This window comes from Bilifractor sp. LCP21S3_F8 (assembly GCF_052117805.1).
In the GTDB taxonomy this organism is placed as follows: domain Bacteria; phylum Bacillota; class Clostridia; order Lachnospirales; family Lachnospiraceae; genus Bilifractor.
In genome coordinates this window covers 74,789-93,917 of record NZ_JBQKIK010000002.1, presented here as the reverse complement: position 1 = coordinate 93,917, position 19,129 = coordinate 74,789, and the positions used below count along the sequence as shown (strand labels likewise).

Below are 19,129 nucleotides of genomic sequence, written 5' to 3'. Positions count from 1 at the left end.
AATTGTTGTTACGTGATGTGGGTCGGGCCGATAGAACCGCTGGAGTGCTTTGCACTCTCGAGCGGTGCTGTCGGCCTGACTTTTCTATTCAATAAAATATTTCCTCTACATAGCGGAAATCGTCGCTTTGCGTATACATTTTCCGGGTGATAGGATGGAACCATCGAAAGAGCCCGGGATCAAAGCGCTGGATCAAATAGCGCAGAAGATATTTTTACATAAAGTGAAAATACAAAAATCTTATACAAATGAATTTGAAAACGATGAAAGCGTCAGGAGGATAAAGAAAATGACACCTAAATTTCCTATGTTGTTTCAGATCGGAATTATTGTTCGGAATGTAGAGGAAGCAGTTAAGAACTGGGAAGCAATCGGCATGGGCCCGTGGGCGATCAATGAGATGAGCGGCGAGAATCCGCCAACCACAGATCTCACGATCGACGGAGTCGCAAGACACGGAAAGGTCGCCAGACAGGCGTTTCTCTCTGCGTATGGAATGGAAATTGAATTGATCGAGCCTGTAGAGGATTCTCCTTACAAGCAGTGGCTGGATGAGCATGGACCGGGAATCCATCATATCGCGGCAGCGATTGATCAGCCATATGAAGAGGTTCTCAAGGAGTACAAGGAAGAGACCGGAAAGGATCCGTGGATCCGCGGCCAGGGAATCGGCGGGCTCATGGATTTCTCTTATCTGGATCTGAGAGAAAAGCTTGGAATCATCGTTGAGATCTATAAGAATATAGATCCGGCCAAGGTGGGACACAGCTACGATGCAAAGGGAGAACCAGCACTTAAATAATAAACACGCATACTATATGTTGTGCCACAAACTGTATAAGTTGCGGATTGCTCCGTGCTGCGCACTTCCGCAATCTACAGGTATCATCAGAAACAGAATGTAATATTGTCGATTGTTAGAGAAGGAAAAGGAGAGTACAGATATGGAATACAGTACATTTGAAGAAGGCGGAAAAAAAGTCAGCCGTTTTATCGTCGGAACCATGAATATCATCAACAAGGATGATAATGAAGAGGATTTCAAGCGCCTGGATGACGCGCTGGAACTGGGAATCAATGTAATTGATACCGCAATGGGATATGGAAGAGGAACAACCGAGATTGCGCTCGGAAAATATTTTGAGAGCCGGAAGAACAGAGACGAAGTTTTTCTGATCAGTAAATGCTGTCATCCTTCACCATGGCGTACCAGAGTCACAACCTTCGATATGGAGGCAGATCTGAATGATGCTCTCGTCAAGATGAAAACGGATCATATTGATCTGTACATGCTCCACAGAGACGATCCAACAAAGCCGGTCGGACCACTGGTAGAGACATTGGATAAATATTACCGTGCCGGCAAAATCGGCGCATACGGGGCTTCCAACTGGAGTATTGAAAGAATTCAGGAGGCGAATGATTATTGCCGTGAGCATGGTCTGAAAGGATTCTCCGTATCCAGTCCGAACTACTCGCTGGCACAGCAGTACAGCAATCCTTTCGCACCCGGATGTGTATCAATTTCCGGACCGGAAAACGTAGAGGCGCGACAGTGGTATGAGAAGACACAGATGCCGGTGCTGGCATGGTCTTCCATGGCCGGAGGAATGATGAGCGGAAGATTCACCAGGGAAATGTGGAAGAACCATCCGGAGGAGCTTCCGGGAAGCGTTCAGGCATACCTGGGAGAGGAGAATTTTACAAGGCTCGAAAGATGTGCGCAGCTCGCAGAGAAACATGACTGCGAAATCCCGCAGATTGCTCTGGCATTCGAGATTGACGGACCGATGAATGTATTTCCGATTTTGGGAGCGGCAAATAAGGAAGAGCTGGAGTCCTCCCTGCGTGCTCTCGATGTGAAGCTGACGAAAGAAGAGTGCGAGTACCTGGATTTAAAGAAAGAGGAACTTTAATCCATATCTAGGCTCGTCTGATAAATAGTATGGTAATTTTCAAGGCAGGAGCTGTACCGATTGGTACAGTCCCTGCCTTCTGCATTATTAAGAATATGAAACCATACTTAGGTACGTCATCGCCTTTGATATTGACATGCGGAGGGTGATCTGCTGCGTCAGTTTACCCAGTTATGTTTTTCCTCTAGAAAGCGGAAAAATAAAAATTGAATAAAAATTAGACAAAATGTATCTTGGTTTTATGAAAAGTTCGCGGACGGTACCGAGAATTAAATACAATTTAGAACGTAAATGCTAATAAAGGGAGGAAAACAGGATGAAGTACAGAAGAATGATTAGTTTTGGACTGGCAGTTCTGATGGCTGTTTCTATGTCCGCATGCGGAAGTACAGGGAAGACGGATAAGGCATCCTCTAGTACCGGAGCCGCTGTCTCGGCATCAAAAGCTGCGTCCGGGGAATCTGCAGAGGCATCATCTGTGGCATCCGGAAGCAGTGATGCACTTTCAGATATTTCAGCAATCGCCATGGATCCGGCAAATACAAAAAAGACAGATGAGACGCTTGTTGTATCGTGTCAGTCAGAACCATCCGGTCTTTGGGCAGGAACGGGAAAAATGGAAAATGAGATTCAGATTATTGATAACACCATCATGGATCGCCTGGTAAAACTGAGCGACGATAAGAAAGAAGTACTTCCAAGCCTGGCAACGGACTGGGATTGGACAGACAGTAATCATATCCGCTTCACTCTACGGGATGATGTAACGATGACGGACGGTTCTCCTCTCACACCAGAGGATTGTGTATATACTTTCCAGACACTTGCCGCAAACAGTGCCAATACAGATACCGGGCGCTATATTGATCCAGATACGACTTCCGTCAATGACGAGCATTCCTTCACCCTAGGGCTCAAGGAAGCCGATCCTGATATACTGTATATGCTGGCGTGGTCGAACTTCGGGATTATCAGTGAAGATGAGGTTAATGCAGCCGGCGGTATTGATGCCGTGGTGAATACACCGGTTATGGGATGCGGCCGATATAAATTTTCCGATTGGGTTCGTGGAGAATCTGTTACTGTAGAGAGAAACGAAAACTACTGGGATCCGGATTATGTGGGATACTACAAGACGATTAAATTCGTCTTCACACAGGATCCTGCGGCGCGTGAAATGGCAGTAGAAGCAGGAAATGCCCAGGTTGCCATGCAGATGCCGGTATCTCAGGCTGCTACCTATGCGGGCAATCCGGCTGTTCAGGTTAAGATCTATGGATTTGGACAGGTGCACCATCTGTACTATAATCTGCGCGATGGCGCATGCAAGGACCAGAAGGTTCGTGAGGCAATTCAGGCCGCACTTGACTTCAATGCGATCGCACAGATCGGAACTGCCGGCCATTCCGGTGTAGCGACCGGGTGGTTTGCAAACAGCAGTAAATACCATACCGATACCTATAAAGAAGGGGAACGCACAAGAGATATCGAAAAAGCAAAGCAGCTCCTCGCAGAAGCCGGTTATCCTGACGGACTTGAGATTTCAACCGTTACGACTGCAGATGGCACAACACTTGCAACGGCTGTTCAGGATCAGCTCAGAGAGGCTGGTATCACGCTGACGGTTAATACGGCAGATACACCGCAGTTTGTACAGGATGCTTTTAACGGTAATTATAATATTATCTTTGTTGGATCGGATGAATTCGTTCGTACACCGACTGCTTTTACAGCATTCCGCAAGGCGAATCTTGATTATAGTATCGGTGGACCGAAATGGACTACAGATGAGATTGATGAGTCAATCGCGAAAGCTTTATCCGAGACGAATGAGGACAAAGCAAAAGAAGAACTTGCACAGATTGAACAGACCTTTAAAGAGAATCATTACGTGGAAGATCTATTCGAAGAACAGTATAGCGTTATCCTGGCCCCGAATCTGAAAGGAATTACAACGATGGAGAGAGGGTGGCCGGATATGACAACCTTCTACGCAGAATAATCGGTTCCTTAGCGATCCTTTAGCATCCGGTCAGTTCCATTGCAGAACATCCGGATGCCGGATAAAATATTATATTCGGTATAAAAAAAGAGACTGTCGCGATAGCCCATGGTACGAGAACGGCTTACGCGAAGGTCTCTTTATGTTTGCAATTACGTATAGCAGAGGGATAATAGAGTAATGGAGTATTTTATCCTTGGATTCGTCAGTTCTCGGAACCTGTCTCGACAGAGCGGGAGGTAGAATAGAACCACTTCTCCATGATCGGGTTAAGAAGTCTGCAGAACTGACGGGCAATATAACCGACAATGATGGCAGAAATCACAGTACCTTCACGAACGCCGTTGACACGGTGGAAGAGGACAAGGGAAAGAACAACTGCGGAAGCCATCATGCTTACATCGACAATAATTTTTACACTGCCAGCTTCTTTCCCGGTAATCTGATGCAGAGCGGTCGCAACGCCTTCGCCAGGCAGCATGATCACATTGGCTGTGAATTCCATGGATACGCCGAAGGCGAGGATCAGACAGCCGACCAGGAGACTGATAATTTTCATCAGATACTGCTGCGGATTCAGCCAGTAGATCAGGTATTTCATGGAAAAATCAATAAAATATCCGAAAAGGATGGAGACCGGAATTTGAAGGAGCTGGATCGGCTGATAGTTCTTCCGGAGCAGGATGAGCTGAAGCGCAACCAGAAGAAGGCTGAACAGAATGGTAAATCCGCCGAGCGTCACGGGGTACTTCAGACTCAGAACATAAGGGATGCTGGAGATGGGAGAAGTACCGAGGCGGGCATTGGTGATGAAAGCCACTCCAAGAGAATTGACGAAGAGACCGATGATGAAGTACAGATATTTTTTGAGAAGCGGCATATGACGCATAGAAACCTCCTCTAAAATGAAAACAATTTCTTTCATGACAGACTTCCTTATCATAAAAAGATCAGAGCAGAATATCAAACAGAAAAATCCATGAGAATCATAAGAAAAAGTTATGAGGAGTGATGGATGTTGTGTTATTCTGTTTATATAGCGCCGTTAAAGATCATTCATGGGTTCCGGCTGTCGGACAGTCTGCTGCCGGAGAAGGAAATCAGAGGAGGTATGTGACTTGACAATTCGTCAATTGGAATATTTTCTGACAGCAGCGCAGACGTTGAGTTTTACGAAGACAGCGCGACAGTTCTTTATTTCACAGTCGGCGGTGACGCAGCAGATCCATGCGTTAGAAGAGGAGTTCGATGCGGAATTGTTTCTGCGCAGAAATAATAGAATCCGCCTGACCCCGGCAGGAGAAACGCTGGTGCAGGATGCGGAAATGATGGTAGCCAGATACTATGACGCGCTCGAAAAGGTGCATGCCACACGGGACGGCATGAGCGGAGAATTGCGGATCGGTTATCTGCAGGGAATGGAGATGTCCCGCTTCCCCAGGACAGTACAGGAATTCCGCGCGGATTATCCGGGAATTCAGATTTCCTTGAACCGTGACAATGCCGTAAATCTGCACGATGATTATCTGAATGGCAGATACGATATTATTTTTAATGTAAAAAATCCCCTTCTTCGGTATTCAAACAGCATTTCATGGACGATTGGAGAATATCCGTATTACGTGGTGGTTCCGACGGATCATTATCTGTCTGGCATGCGAAAGGTGGAATTGTCTCAACTCCAGTATGAGAAGCTGATTCTTCATGATTTTAAGATTGAAGTACCGGCAAATTCGGAGATCCATCCGCATCCGTTTCTGAATAAGGAGATCATGAAGAATGTCGCACAGGTCACGGATGATATCGAGAATATTCTCATCTTTGTAGCGGCGGGGATCGGCATTGCGATTGTGCCGGAATTCGATGTCTTTAAGCCGCAGATCAATATCAATCTTTCGTATATACCGCTCGATACGGGAGACTTTCGGGAGAAGCTGGAGATCGTATACCCGGAAAAAGATGCAAATCCTCTGCTGCGTTATTTTATGGATAAGATCTAACAATTCTGCCGTATATAAAATCAGGATTATTGAGCTGGAATGATAGGCCAAGCCTGAAAAAACCTTATTTTATACGGGTTTCAGGCAAATTCATGTTGCTGCATCTCCGTGGTTTTGAATGTATCCAGCCTCCCAGAATAGATCGTCAAGCGTTTTATCCAGCGCTTTGCAGATGGCGATGCAGAGGCGGATTGTGGGATTATAGTCCCCTTTTTCAATCGCGTTGATTGTTTGCCGTGACACGCCGACCAAATCGGCAAGCTGCTGTTGGGAGAGGTCTTTGGCGGCTCTTGCGGACTTCATCTTCAGATTCTTCATCAGTCCTCACTCCGTTTCTCTCTCGCTTTTTGGATCAAGACAGCAGCCACGATGACCATAAACATAACGCCCATTATGACCGTGATGTTGGTAGCAGTTAGCTTCCCTTCCGGCAGCCCATCCTCGGCGATACGAAGTATGCCAGTGATGAGATTGCAGAGACCGATGATAAAGATCAGGAGAGTCCATTTCTTCCATTTTCCCGAAACGCCAAAGTAAACGCCCTTCATGACCATATAGACAACGTAGACTGTAATCATCAGAAAGCTGACAGCCATTATTGCAAGGCTTCCGTCCATAGGGAATGCATCCCAGTCCAGAAGGAACGAAGTTATGATCCCGGAAAGAACACCGGTGACAGTCGCATACTGATACGCACGTCCCCTGACTGCTGCCTGCATCTCATCATACATAACCTGCTTGGTCTTTTTCTTCTCATTGAGTACGAGCACAAGAAGCACAAAAACTGCAAATGCCAATCCAATACCGATACCTATTTCGTAATACATGATTCGTCCTCCTTACTTTGTGTCAAGTTTATTTGACATCAAGAGCATAGCATAATGAATAGCAAAATGTCAACTATATATTACATGTTTTTGGGAATAATAAAACAATAGAAATATCAACGATTTCGTGATGTGATAAACAAGACTTTTGAAGCAGAATCTATCGGAGGAAAACATAATGGCTGTGCAGTATAACAGGCTTTTTAACTTTAAGCTTGACAGGATCGAGTTCGAATAATCAGATCAGTGAATTAGATCAGTCAAGTAAAAACACTTGACACGGATTGCGATATCGTGTAGGATAAGCGGGTACGTTAGAAAAGCGTACCCGTTTTGTGCGCAAACAGGGACACACATGTGACTGAGAAGCAGTCATTCGCGGCGGGTATCGCAATAGCGGGATATCATCAGCGAGGAGCAATCCGTAGCTTATACAGTTTGTGGCACGACTTATCGTATGGACGTTTGCTGTCGCTGCAGGATGGGAGATCGGGAATTGCTATGGAAGAGTTTGTGGAGAAATCTTACCTGTTTGATTTTTACGGCGAACTCTTGACAGAGCATCAGAGACGGATCTACTCCGAGATTAACTTTGAGGATTATACTGCTGCGGAGGTGGCCAGAGATGAAGGAATCAGCCGCCAGGGCGTGCACGACCTGATGAAGCGCTGTGACAGGATACTGGAGGATTATGAGAAGAGACTTCACCTTGTCGAGAAGTTTCTGAAGATCAGGAACAGCGTCAGGGAGATTCAGAAACTGACGGATTTCGGAGATCCGGCAACCCGGGCAGATGCTGCGGAGGCAGATCATCGTATGGAGAAGATTTACGGTATTTCTTCTTCAATTCTGAAGGAACTGTAAACCCGGGCAGAACGCCGCATGATATGAGGAACAGAGAGTATGGCATTTGAAAGCTTAACCGATAAACTTCAGAATGTGTTCAGGAATCTTCGAAGCAAGGGTAAGCTGACGGAGGATGATGTTCACGCCGCGCTGAAGGAAGTCAAGATGGCGCTTCTTGAGGCAGATGTCAATTTCAAGGTTGTCCGCAAATTCACGAAAACCGTGGAAGAGAAGGCAATCGGACAGGATGTCATGAACGGACTGAATCCGGGTCAGATGGTGGTCAAGATCGTAAATGACGAGCTGATCAATCTGATGGGCTCCGAGACGACCGAGCTTCCGCTGAAGCCGGCCTCGCAGATTACGGTTCTCATGATGATTGGTCTTCAGGGATCTGGTAAGACAACGACCGCCGCAAAGCTTGCAGGCAAGCTGAAACAAAAGGGCAGGAAACCGCTTCTGGTTGCCTGCGATGTATATCGTCCGGGCGCGATTGAACAGCTGCAGACCAACGGCGGAAAGGTCGGAGTCGATGTCTTTTCCATGGGAAACAAGGCAAAGCCGGTGAACATATCGAAGGCCGCATATGAGCATGCCAGAAGCAACGGCTACAATGTGGTCATCCTTGATACGGCAGGCCGTCTGCAGATCGATGAATCGATGATGGAAGAGCTTGTGGCCATCCGGGAAGCGGTGACCGTTGACTGTTCGATCCTTGTGGTAGACGCTATGACAGGACAGGAAGCTGTCAATGTGGCGAAGACCTTTGAGGATAAGGTCGGCATCGACGGCGTGGTACTGACGAAGCTCGATGGAGATACAAGAGGCGGTGCGGCACTCTCGATCCGTTCCATCTGCGGCAAGCCGATCCTGTACGTGGGTATGGGAGAGAAGATGGAGGATCTTCAGCAGTTTTATCCTGACCGTATGGCGTCCAGAATCCTCGGCATGGGTGATGTGCTCAGCCTGATCGAAAAGGCACAGGCAAATGTCGATGAAGAGAAAGCCAGGGAGATGGAACAGCGTGTCCGGAAGGCGCAGTTCACCTACGATGACTACATGACCAGCATGGAGCAGATGAAGAATATGGGCGGCATTTCAAGTGTCCTTTCCATGATGCCGGGAATGACCGGAAGCAAGATGAAGGAAGTGGAGGGGATGATCGATGAGAAGGATCTCGCCAGAAAAGAGGCCATTGTCCGCTCGATGACGCCGAAGGAACGCGCAAATCCTGATCTGATGAACATTTCCCGAAAACGGAGGATTGCCGCAGGAGCAGGAGTGGACATTTCCGAGGTCAACCGCTTTATCAAACAGTTTGACCAGACCCGTAAGATGATGAAGCAGATGCCCGGCATGATGAAGCAGCGCGGCAGGAAAGGCATGTTCGGTAAGGGAGGTTTCAATTTTCCTTTTTAACCGGATGGAGATATCCGGAACGAAAGAGGGAAGATTGTTCTCATAGAAGTAATCAGAGGAGAGATACCTTACAGATTACAAATCACATTATATACAATTATTTTTATTATGGAGGAAAAGAACAATGGCAGTTAAAATTCGTCTGAAGAGAATGGGACAGAAGAAGGCACCTTTCTATAGAATCGTGGTAGCAGATGCGAAGTCTCCGAGAGATGGCAGATTCATTGAGGAAATCGGCACCTACGATCCGACCAAGGATCCGAGCGTTTACAAGGTGGATGAGGAAGCTGCTCAGAAGTGGCTGAAGAACGGCGCTCAGCCGACTGCAGTTGTCGAGAAGATCTTTAAGCTCGCCGGTATCCAGAAGTAATCATATTCAAGCCGGAGGTGGATTTTTGTGAAAGAGCTGGTTGAAGTAATCGCCAAAGCTCTTGTAGATAATCCCGATGAAGTGGTTGTCACGGAGATTGAAGACGGCAGCGACCTTCGAATTGAACTCAAGGTCGCAGCGGCGGACATGGGCAAGGTCATCGGACGGCAGGGAAGAATTGCGAAGGCAATCCGATCCGTTGTGAAGACCGCCTCTACCCGGATTGACAAAAAGGTGACAGTCGAGATCATCGAGTAAATCGCATGAGCAGCTTGCGGTGACGGATAAATGATTCATAAGAGCAGTCGTTTAAGGAGCATCTCTCTAGGGCTGATGCTGCTTGATCGGCGGCTCTTTTTATATAAAGATAGTAGAACGTTCAAAAATAAACAAACCAATTATTGGTACAAGATGGCACTCTGTAAAGCCGTACTCAATATATCGATTGGTCTGGACGAATAAAGAACGCTCTGATAGTTCACAAAATATCAAGGTGGAAATGCTGACAGATGGTCTGCGTGCGGCGCTGACCGGAACAGATGTACAGGAGATAAGGGGCAAACAATATGGAAAAATTTCTGAAAATCGGTGCGGTGACGACGACGCACGGTGTCCGCGGGGAGATGAAGGTATTTCCGACGACGGACGACCCTGAGCGGTTCCTTGATCTGGATGAGGTGATTCTGACAAACGGAAGACAGTCGGAGACCCATCAGATCCTTGGCGTCAGATTTTTCAAGAATCTTGTCATACTGAAACTGGAAGGGATCGGATCCATGGATGACGCGGTGAAATACCGCTCGTGGGATGTGATGATTCCCCGGGAAAAGGGAGTGCCGCTGAAGGAAAATGAGTACTACGTTGCGGATGTGATTGGAATGACAGTCCGGACGGAGGACGGGCAGATCTTTGGAACGCTCAAGGACGTTATAGAGACCGGGGCCAACGATGTCTATGCGGTTGAGACGCAGGAGCACGGCGAAGTGTTGATTCCCGCAATTAAAGCGTGTATTATGAATGTTAACGTCGAAAAGGGCGAGATGACGGTCCATCTGCTTCCCGGTCTGATCGACGGGTAAGAGTGGTAATCGAGATGCAACCCGCGCAGAGCGTGTTATCTCGATTGAGAAGAGAGGTATACACGAATTGAAAAAATGCATACATTGTGGCGCGGAACTGCCGGATGACGCAAAGGCGTGCAATAACTGCGGCTGGCCGGTCGGTAAACCGGATACGATTTCCGGGAGTTCACCTGAAATACCACGGGGATCATCGGAGACGCCTTCCGAAGAGCGCAGCGCCGGAACGGACGCGGAAGTAAATAAATCCGGGGACACAAAGACACCCGCGGCTCTGGATACACCGGAAGAGCAGGAGAAAACGGCAGAGCAGGAGAAAACAGCAGGAGCTTTGGGAGCCGCGGATTTTCCGGAAGCGGAAGATATTGACCATAAAGAACAGAATGCGGCATCGACCGCGACTGACGCGGAGACAGCGAAAACAGAATCCGAAGTGCGGGAAGAACAGAATGCGGCATCGGCTGCGACTGATTCGGAGACGGCGAAAACAGAATCCGACGTGCGGGAAGAACAGAATGCGGCATCGGCTGCGACTGACGCGGAGACGGCGAAAACGGAAGCCGGCGTGCGGGAAGAACAGAATGCGACACCGGCTGCGACTGACGCGGAGACGGCGAAAGCGGAAGCCGGCACACAGGAAGAGCAGAAGATCGCCATGGCTGCGGCGGGTCACGGCGTTATATGGGATAAGGCTGATTCCGAGGACAAGATCGACATTCCTTGGGATCCGGAAGAGGCTGACCGGAAGAAGGCAGAGGCCAGAAACGGCGGCGGAGACGGCGGATTTGGGAATGCGGAAAGTTCCGGGAATCACACGGATGTGTTCCGGAACAGAAGCGGTGAAGAACATTCTGAGCAGCCCGGAGGCTACTGGTTCCAGGGAAAATGGCATCCCATCTCGGATCTGAATTCCGGTGAGAGCAGTAATCGGGAAAGGACGGGATCCGGTAACGGCAGGTACTGGGAAAATGGTGCCTGGCATGATGGTCCGTCTGCCGGAAATTGGAAAAATAACCGTGACAGTTCTGAGAACAGCGAAAATGCGGGCGGCTGGAACGGAAGTGGTTCAAACGGAGGAAATTCCGGAAACGGCTGGAACAGTGGGAAAGCAGATAGTGGCTGGAACAACGGCAGTTCGAACGGCGGGTGGAATAGCAGCAGTTCGAACAGCGGCTGGAATAATGAACAGAATACCAGCTGGAACAGCAGCAATTCAAATGGAGGCTGGTCCGGAAACCAGGGAAATGGTTCTTACGGACAGGGTTATGGTCCCGGATATCCGATCAGGAACAACAGCTTTGCGGTTGCGGCAATGGTACTCGCGGTCATTTCGATCTTTCTGAACAGCCTGTACTGTATCCCATCGGTGCTCGGCATTTTCTTTGCAATTGTCGCACTGAACCAGATCCGGAAAAATCCGAGGGCATACAGGGGAAGGGGGATGGCAATAGCGGCGCTGATTATGTGTATCGTGCTGTTTATCGTCTATCTGATTGCCTTTATCGAGGTCTTCAGGCTGATGCGGGATCCTGCGTTCATGAAACAGATTGAGGATTATCTGAAGCAGCTGCAGGGAGCTGCTTCCTCATCCGCCGGTCAGGCGGCAGCGATGTTCCGTATGTGAGACTGGAGAAGACACTGAGAAGAATCCCTTCACGAGGTATGCAGCTTGAATTTTTATGTATTGACTTTGTTTCCGGAAATGATACAGAATGCCGTGGGAACGAGCATCACCGGACGCGCCATCAAGAACGGCAGCATCCGTGTAGACACTGTGAATATCCGTGATTTTTCTACGAGAAAGACCATGCGCGTGGACGATTATCCCTATGGGGGAGGCGCGGGGATGGTGATGGAGCCGGAACCGGTATTCCGCGCGGTGAAATCCGTTGAGGCAAGGATCGGACGGAAGCCGAGGGTGGTCTATATGACCCCGCAGGCGCGGGTGCTGGACCAGACAAAAGTGGAATCGCTTGCGCAGGAAAAAGATCTGGTCATCCTTTGCGGTCATTATGAGGGGATCGATGAGCGTGTTCTCCAGGAAACGGTGACCGATTATATTTCGATCGGCGACTATGTGCTGACAGGAGGAGAACTGGGAGCCCTGGTTCTGATTGACGCGGTGTCCCGATTTGTGCCCGGTGTACTTTCAAATGAGGAATCCTCGCAGTTCGAATCTCTGCAGGACAATCTGCTTGAATATCCTCAGTACACGAGACCGGAGGTGTGGCATCAGCAGAGTGTTCCTCCGATTCTGCTGTCCGGCGATCATCTGAAGATCGAGGAGTGGAGACATGAGGAATCTCTGAAACGTACAAAGGAGCGCCGTCCGGATCTTTTGAAGAACAGCTATCGCGTGATCTGCGTGAGCTATGGAGAACCGGGGGCGGCGGAAAATGGACGTCTTCTGACGGAATCTGTATCCCGTTACGGGGAATACATGGATTATAACCGACGGAAGCTGCAGAAAACGCTTCTTCGCATGAAACCGTGGAACCTGCTGCTTCTGGTAATGCCGGGGGCTGCGGGAGAGGACAGCGCATTTCCTGCGGAGATGCCCGGAGCGGCAGGGGTGGAGAAGGCGAAGCCTGCGGCGATTCCGGGAGCTGCGGGAGAGGAGAAGACAGCCTCTGCGGAGGGGAAGACCGCCGTCCGTTATGACCCGTCCGTTCCGTTTGCGGAGCGGTTCCGCGGCCTGTACGGTTCAGAGACACCGGCGGTTCTCGTTGGCAGCGATGACGAGATCGAGAAGGCTTCGGCCTTCCTCGAAAACCGCAAATTCCGTGTAATTGCCCGGGTCAGCCCTGCGGTGTTCGGCGGGGATTCGCTTCTTCGTAATGCCGCGCTGGATATCAGGGAAAAAGTCTTGCATTTCCACTGAGCATAAGGTATAATGTCAAAGTCTGTGGACAGGTGAGCAAGTCCCGGATGATGGTCCGCTGTCACGTTTATCGGTGGTATGAACATCCATTTTATATAGTATCAAGGAGAGATAGAAATGAACGAGATTATCAAGAAGATCGAAGAAGAGCAGCTGAAGAAGGACGTTCCGCAGTTCCGCGTTGGCGATACCGTTAAGGTTTACGGCAAGATCAAAGAGGGAAACCGTGAGAGAATTCAGGTATTCGAGGGTGTCGTACTGAAGAAGCAGGGTGGAAGCAACCGCGCTACATTCACGGTTCGCAAGACTTCCAACGGCATTGGCGTTGAGAAGACATGGCCGCTTCATTCTCCGCTTGTAGAGAAGGTGGAGGTTGTTCGCCAGGGTAAGGTTAGACGTGCAAAGCTGAACTACCTCAGAGGTCGTTCCGGTAAAGCCGCAAAGGTTAAAGCGCTGGTTAAATAATTCATTTCAGACGGACAAGGAGGCCCCGAAAGGGAGCCTTCTTTTTGTTTTATCGGATGTGAATAATTCCGGGAAAGGTGGCAAAATGTACAATTTCAGATTCAGTATTCCCACAACAATTTATTTTGGAAAGGGACAGATCTCTCATCTGTCAGAGCTTTCCGATTATGGATCAAAGGTTCTGCTCGTCTATGGCGGCGGGAGTATCAAGCGGAACGGAATCTATGACACGGCGATGAAGATCATGAACGATGCGGGGCTTACGGTGATGGAGCTTTCGGGGGTTGAGCCAAATCCCAGAATTGAGACGGTGCGTAAGGGCGTTGATCTCTGCAAAAAAGAGCAGATCGACATGGTTCTTGCGATCGGCGGCGGAAGTACGATTGATTGTGCGAAGGCTGTGGCCGCTGGAGCTGCGTACGACGGCGATGCCTGGGATCTGGTACTTGATCCGTCGAAGATTACCGGGGCTCTTCCGATTTTCTCCGTTCTGACGATCGCCGCGACCGGTTCTGAGATGGATAAGTTTGCGGTTATCTCGGATATGACAAAGAATGAGAAGTGGGGAACATGCGCTGAAGCGATGAAACCGACGATGCCCATTCTTGATCCGGAATATACCTATTCCGTCTCCCGCAGGCAGACCGCGGCAGGAACCGCTGACATGATGAGCCACACTTTCGAGAACTATTTTACAAAGGAACCCGGATGCGACGTCCAGCAGAGATTCGCGGAGGGCCTTCTGAAGACCATGATCAAATATGGCCCGGTTGCTTTGAAGGAGCCGGATAACTACGATGCGCGTGCAAATCTGATGTGGGCGGCAAGTCACGCGATCAACGGACTGATCTCAGACGGCAGCAAGCCGACATGGTGTGTTCATCCGATGGAGCATGAGCTGTCAGCTTTTTATGACATCACACATGGAGAGGGACTTGCCATTCTCACTCCGGTCTGGATGGAATTCGTTCTCGGAAAGGATCCGTCTGTTGTCCGGAATTTTGCGGAATATGGCAGAAATGTATGGGGGCTTTCCGGTGAGGATGAGGCGAAAATCGCAAAGGACGCGATCGCGAAGACGCGGACATTTCTTTTCGAGACCATGGGACTTCCCTCCAATCTCCGCGCGGTCGGAATCGACAGCACGGAGAATTTCGAGACGATGGCGGCGAAGGCGGCCAGGAAGAGCGTGGGAAGCTTCGTACCGCTTACCAGAAGGGATATTGTAGAGATTTACCAGGCTGCCTTTTGATGGAACTGCCTTCAGATCGGTCAGCTTTCGGACAGGTTAGCTTTCGGATAGCCGTTGTACAGTGAAACAGGTGCGAATTCCCCTTGCCGACTCCTGTTTTCTTGCCAGATCAAGGGGTTTGCGGAGAATACGGCAAACACCCATACGATACATCATGCCACACACTGTATAAGCTACGGATTGCTCCGTGCTTCGCACTTGCGCAATCCTACAGGCATTTGCACTTTCGTGCCGCTTGCGCGTCACTTCGTGCTCATACCTGTTGCCTTCGAAATCGCATCCAGTCTCTTACACACGCTTCGCGCGTGACGATCCTGTCTGCGTTTTCGAAGAGCTTATACAGTAAAGAGATTTTTCTTCTGCGGGACCATCGGTCTTTGCTGTGGACAGTTCCCACGGCGGCGGAAGGAGGATCTCTTTTTTGCGTGAATCGGTCGTGGCGATTTTACGGCTTATGTGGTATGATTTAGCAATACAGTTTACAATGGACGGGGAGCGGAAGTTATGGGGAGAATGAAAAGAAAACGGCAGGAGACGCCGGCCGGTGTGAAAACGGTGGAACAGCAGGCACTGGAACGCCGACAGGCAGAGGCGGCGCTCCGGCGCGATGCGGAACGGGAGACCGATAAACCGGAGGATCCGGGTGTTCAGGAGAGCCGGAAAGGGGTGAAGAAGGCGTACCAGCATTCCCGTGGATTCCGGATCGGAGGATGGTGCGCTGCGGCAGGCTGTGCGCTGATTCTGGCGTTTCTGTTTGCACAGGCATTCTGCCATGCGATTGTGATCAACGAGGGATCGATGGAACCGACGTTGTCAGCGGGACAGACCTGTCTGATTAATGAGGCGGCATACCGGCTGAGCCGGCCGAAGCGCGGAGATATTATTGTTTTTCGTTCGGGGAACGGAAGGTATGGGGAGGGGCTGCGGATCAAGAGGATCGTGGGACTGCCCGGAGAGACGGTTCAGATCAGCGATGGAAGGATACTGATTAACGGGACGGCGATGAAAGATGACTTTGCCTCAATCGTTGATCCGGGTGTGGCATCAGAACCAGTCACTCTTGATGCGGATGAGTATTTCGTGCTCGGAGACAACCGCAACGGGAGCGAAGACAGCCGTTATGACGCGGTCGGGAATATTGCGGAATCGGAGATCGTGGGGAAGCTGTGGCTCCGTGTGCTGCCGTTTCGAAAGCTTTCGGTTCTGAAGTGAGAGAGCCTCACACATCTGCCGCCTCGTGAAGGCGGCAGGAAGAATCATTTGCAGGAGGAGTTGAATGGAAATACAGTGGTATCCGGGACATATGACGAAGGCAAAACGTCAGATGCAGGAGGATCTGAAACTGATTGATATCATCATTGAGCTGATCGATGCGAGAATTCCTTATTCCGGCCGGAACCCGGATATTCGCAGCATGGGCGCACAGAAATCGAGGCTGATTGTACTCAACAAGGCGGACCTTGCGGATGAGAAAAGGAACAGGCTGTGGATGGAATATTATCAGCAGCAGGGAGCCCAGGTCCTGCTGGCGGATTCGAGAAACAGAGGAACCTTGAAGCAGATCCAGCCGCTGATCCGTGAGGCGTGCAGAGAGAAAATAGAAAGAGACCGGCGCCGGGGGATCCGGAACCGCACGATCAAAGCGATGGTTGTGGGCATACCGAATGTCGGGAAATCGACCTTTATCAATTCCATGGCCGGAAGAGCTTCGGCAAAGACAGGCAATAAACCCGGTGTCACCAAGGGAAAGCAGTGGATTCATCTGAGTAAGGAGCTTGATCTGCTTGATACCCCGGGCATTCTGTGGCCGCGGTTTGACGATCCGAAGGCCGGGGTGCGCCTGGCATTTATCGGCTCCGTCAGTGATGATGTGGTGCAGACCGAGGAACTTTCACTGGAACTGATCCGCTATCTGACAGCGGAATATCCGGGCATGCTGGAGGCAAGGTATGGCGTCTCCGAATCGGAAGAACCGGTAAAGATTCTGGAGAATATCGCGGTAAACAGGAAATGCCTGTCGGTCGGAAATCAGGTATCATACGAAAAGGCGGCGGCTATCCTGCTGGATGAATTCCGCAGAGGCGCTCTCGGGAGAGTAACGCTGGAGATCCCCGAAGCTTGATGCTTTTATTAAATTTCTCTTTAAAGCCTTTGCTGTGGCGATGGGGAGGTCAGGCGGCAATAATGCAATCAGGTATGCTGAGGCCGTAAGAAGAAAGGACCGTATATCAGATATGACGAAGAAAGAGGAAGCGGAATTAAAGCGGGAGGCAAAGCTTCGGAAGGAAATGGAGCGGGTAGAGGCTCTCTGTGAGTTTGAAAAAAAATATCCGGACTGTGAACTGATCTGCGGGATCGACGAGGTGGGAAGAGGACCTCTTGCCGGGCCGGTGATGGCAGGAGCCGTGATTCTTCCGAAGGAGATCCGGATCCGCTATATCAATGATTCCAAGAAGCTCTCCGAGAAAAGGCGTGAGGAGCTGTTTGAGGTGATTTCGCGGGAAGCCATTGCGATCGGGATCGGAACGGCTTCTCCGGAGAGGATCGATGAGATCAACATCCTTCAGGCAACATATGAGGCGATGCGGATGGCAGTCGGAAAGCTCGGGGTAAGTCCGGATCTGCTCCTGGTGGATGCGGTTCATATTCCGGATCTGGCGTTCAGACAGGTCTCCATTGTAAAGGGAGACGCGAAGAGCCAGAGCATTGCTGCGGCCAGCATCATGGCGAAAGTTACCAGAGACCATCTCATGGAGGAGTATGACCGGAGATTTCCGGAATACCGGTTCGCAAAGAACAAGGGGTACGGAACGGCGGAGCATATTGCGGCGCTGAAGGAATACGGGCCCTGTCCGATTCACCGGAGAACATTTATCGGCCATTTTGTTGACGTCTGATAAGGCGCGTTTTCGCATTTCCCGTTTTTTACATGTGAATTCAGTTTTTCTTTCTGGCGACGTGTGAAAAATCCATCCGTCTTTTACATGCTGCATTGCATTCCCAAAATCGTCGCCCTTCACAAAACTGTCGGGCGGAGAAAAACAAGAATTATCTAAAATCGCCGCTCTTCACAAAATGGCCGGTTGGAGAAAAGCAAGAATCTAATACGTTTGTCTGTCGGTTCTTGTACCGTCAGTTTTGCACATCTGGGGCAGGAAAAGCCCTGATTATTCTGATCCCCGATTCCGGGGGCAATTTCCCTTGTTTCTGATAATAAAACGAAAATACATGTAACGACCCAGCGCACCATTAATAAAACGAAAATACATGTAACGACCCAGCGCTATATATATAAAACGAAAATACATGTAACGACCCGGCGCACCATATAATAAAACGAAAATATAAGTAACGACCCGACGCACCATATTATCAAACGAAAATATTAACGACCGGGCACATTGTAATTTCAAGCGGAAAAGACTGCTTGTTTGGTTTCGAGCGGATGGATTGGAGGAAAAAAGTGAATAAGAGGAAAACAGGATCCAGGTATGAAACGCTGGCGGCGAGGTATCTGGAGGATAAGGGCTATCTGATTCTCCGCCAGAATTTCCGGTGCCGCACGGGGGAGATTGACCTGATCGCGAGGGATGAAACGAAGGAACAGAGAACTCTTGTTTTCGTAGAGGTGAAATACAGAAGAAACGGCGCCGTCGGACTGCCCGAGGAGGCAGTCAATGAAAATAAAAGAAGAAGAATCAGCCGGGCGGCAGATTACTTCCGGATGCAGTACCGGATTTCTCCGGATATGCCGTGCCGGTTTGATGTGATAGCGATCGAGGGTGACAGGCTGAGGCACCATGTCAGTGCATTTGAGTATGAGGCGCAGAGGCGTTATTGAAAGGGGCATGAAGATGGCTCGGAGATGCAATGATGAAAGCCTGGATTGCTGCCGGCAAAGGTTCTTAAAATAGCCGCATGAAGATGGCCTGGAGATGCAATAATGAGAGCCGGCATAGATAGGTGGTATTGAGATGCGGCTCAACGAGATAAAACACGCTGCGCGAGTTTTATCTCGCTATCGCGACGCTCGCCGCACACGAATACTTCACATTCGGCTGCGGCTCACTGT

General features: G+C 49.6%; 20 protein-coding genes. 17 read left to right on the top strand and 3 right to left on the bottom strand.

From position 1 onward, the window contains the following. The first annotated feature begins 289 nt into the window (after positions 1–289). The 3 genes from ACTQ3A_RS01650 to ACTQ3A_RS01640 all read left to right on the top strand — a co-directional run bounded on the left by ACTQ3A_RS01650 (position 290) and on the right by ACTQ3A_RS01640 (position 3,918). Entirely contained in the window at positions 290–802 is a 513-nt protein-coding gene (locus ACTQ3A_RS01650) for a VOC family protein (RefSeq protein ID WP_441099218.1), read from the top strand. A 142-nt stretch (positions 803–944) separates the two neighbouring features. After that, positions 945–1,916 (top strand): aldo/keto reductase, encoded by a 972-nt coding sequence (locus ACTQ3A_RS01645; RefSeq protein ID WP_441099217.1) that lies wholly within the window; start codon positions 945–947, stop codon positions 1,914–1,916. A gap of 316 nt (positions 1,917–2,232) precedes the next feature. Continuing rightward, the gene (locus ACTQ3A_RS01640) at positions 2,233–3,918 is read left to right on the top strand and encodes an ABC transporter substrate-binding protein (protein ID WP_441099216.1); all 1,686 of its coding nucleotides are present in this window, start codon (positions 2,233–2,235) and stop codon (positions 3,916–3,918) included. A gap of 205 nt (positions 3,919–4,123) precedes the next feature. Here ACTQ3A_RS01640 and ACTQ3A_RS01635 read toward each other — a convergent pair whose 3' ends face one another. Then, positions 4,124–4,843 carry a YczE/YyaS/YitT family protein gene (locus ACTQ3A_RS01635; protein ID WP_441099215.1) on the bottom strand — a complete coding sequence of 240 codons (720 nt, stop codon included), beginning with the start codon at positions 4,841–4,843 and terminating at the stop codon, positions 4,124–4,126. 193 nt (positions 4,844–5,036) lie between these two features. On the opposite strand from ACTQ3A_RS01635, the gene ACTQ3A_RS01630 reads away from it, so the two are divergent. Continuing rightward, positions 5,037–5,918: a LysR family transcriptional regulator gene (locus ACTQ3A_RS01630; RefSeq protein WP_441099214.1), complete on the top strand. Its 882-nt coding sequence runs from the start codon at positions 5,037–5,039 to the stop codon at positions 5,916–5,918. Positions 5,919–6,008: 90 nt separating this feature from the next. On the opposite strand, the gene ACTQ3A_RS01625 is transcribed toward ACTQ3A_RS01630, so the two are convergent. After that, entirely contained in the window at positions 6,009–6,236 is a 228-nt protein-coding gene (locus ACTQ3A_RS01625; protein ID WP_441099213.1) for a helix-turn-helix transcriptional regulator, read from the bottom strand. Next, a complete protein-coding gene (locus ACTQ3A_RS01620) occupies positions 6,236–6,745 on the bottom strand; it encodes a hypothetical protein (RefSeq protein ID WP_441099212.1) in 510 nt (169 codons plus the stop codon). The genes ACTQ3A_RS01625 and ACTQ3A_RS01620 overlap by 1 nt, the downstream gene beginning before the upstream one ends. A gap of 501 nt (positions 6,746–7,246) precedes the next feature. On the opposite strand from ACTQ3A_RS01620, the gene ylxM reads away from it, so the two are divergent. The 13 genes from ylxM (at position 7,247) to ACTQ3A_RS01555 (ending at position 18,898) form a co-directional block, all read left to right on the top strand. After that, positions 7,247–7,609 (top strand): YlxM family DNA-binding protein, encoded by a 363-nt coding sequence (gene ylxM / locus ACTQ3A_RS01615; RefSeq protein ID WP_441099211.1) that lies wholly within the window; start codon positions 7,247–7,249, stop codon positions 7,607–7,609. 39 nt (positions 7,610–7,648) lie between these two features. Continuing rightward, on the top strand, positions 7,649–9,010 hold the full coding sequence (gene ffh / locus ACTQ3A_RS01610) for a signal recognition particle protein (protein ID WP_441099210.1): 1,362 nt from the start codon (positions 7,649–7,651) through the stop codon (positions 9,008–9,010). 124 nt (positions 9,011–9,134) lie between these two features. Beyond that, positions 9,135–9,380 carry a 30S ribosomal protein S16 gene (gene rpsP, locus ACTQ3A_RS01605; RefSeq protein ID WP_441099209.1) on the top strand — a complete coding sequence of 82 codons (246 nt, stop codon included), beginning with the start codon at positions 9,135–9,137 and terminating at the stop codon, positions 9,378–9,380. Between the two features lie 27 nt (positions 9,381–9,407). Further along, positions 9,408–9,638 (top strand): KH domain-containing protein, encoded by a 231-nt coding sequence (locus ACTQ3A_RS01600; protein ID WP_441099208.1) that lies wholly within the window; start codon positions 9,408–9,410, stop codon positions 9,636–9,638. A 308-nt stretch (positions 9,639–9,946) separates the two neighbouring features. Next, positions 9,947–10,459: a ribosome maturation factor RimM gene (gene rimM, locus ACTQ3A_RS01595; RefSeq protein WP_441099207.1), complete on the top strand. Its 513-nt coding sequence runs from the start codon at positions 9,947–9,949 to the stop codon at positions 10,457–10,459. A 67-nt stretch (positions 10,460–10,526) separates the two neighbouring features. Then, a complete protein-coding gene (locus tag ACTQ3A_RS01590) occupies positions 10,527–12,083 on the top strand; it encodes a DUF4190 domain-containing protein (RefSeq protein WP_441099206.1) in 1,557 nt (518 codons plus the stop codon). Between the two features lie 93 nt (positions 12,084–12,176). Beyond that, positions 12,177–13,340 (top strand): tRNA (guanosine(37)-N1)-methyltransferase TrmD, encoded by a 1,164-nt coding sequence (gene trmD, locus ACTQ3A_RS01585; RefSeq protein WP_441495223.1) that lies wholly within the window; start codon positions 12,177–12,179, stop codon positions 13,338–13,340. 117 nt (positions 13,341–13,457) lie between these two features. Then, positions 13,458–13,805: a 50S ribosomal protein L19 gene (gene rplS, locus ACTQ3A_RS01580; RefSeq protein ID WP_441099204.1), complete on the top strand. Its 348-nt coding sequence runs from the start codon at positions 13,458–13,460 to the stop codon at positions 13,803–13,805. An 85-nt stretch (positions 13,806–13,890) separates the two neighbouring features. Continuing rightward, positions 13,891–15,057 (top strand): iron-containing alcohol dehydrogenase, encoded by a 1,167-nt coding sequence (locus ACTQ3A_RS01575; protein WP_441099203.1) that lies wholly within the window; start codon positions 13,891–13,893, stop codon positions 15,055–15,057. 504 nt (positions 15,058–15,561) lie between these two features. Further along, the gene (gene lepB / locus ACTQ3A_RS01570) at positions 15,562–16,269 is read left to right on the top strand and encodes a signal peptidase I (protein WP_441485902.1); all 708 of its coding nucleotides are present in this window, start codon (positions 15,562–15,564) and stop codon (positions 16,267–16,269) included. A gap of 64 nt (positions 16,270–16,333) precedes the next feature. Further along, positions 16,334–17,179: a ribosome biogenesis GTPase YlqF gene (gene ylqF, locus ACTQ3A_RS01565; RefSeq protein WP_441485901.1), complete on the top strand. Its 846-nt coding sequence runs from the start codon at positions 16,334–16,336 to the stop codon at positions 17,177–17,179. A gap of 40 nt (positions 17,180–17,219) precedes the next feature. Continuing rightward, entirely contained in the window at positions 17,220–17,954 is a 735-nt protein-coding gene (locus ACTQ3A_RS01560) for a ribonuclease HII (protein WP_441486074.1), read from the top strand. 566 nt (positions 17,955–18,520) lie between these two features. Then, positions 18,521–18,898: a YraN family protein gene (locus tag ACTQ3A_RS01555; RefSeq protein ID WP_441485900.1), complete on the top strand. Its 378-nt coding sequence runs from the start codon at positions 18,521–18,523 to the stop codon at positions 18,896–18,898. Positions 18,899–19,129 lie beyond the last annotated feature (231 nt).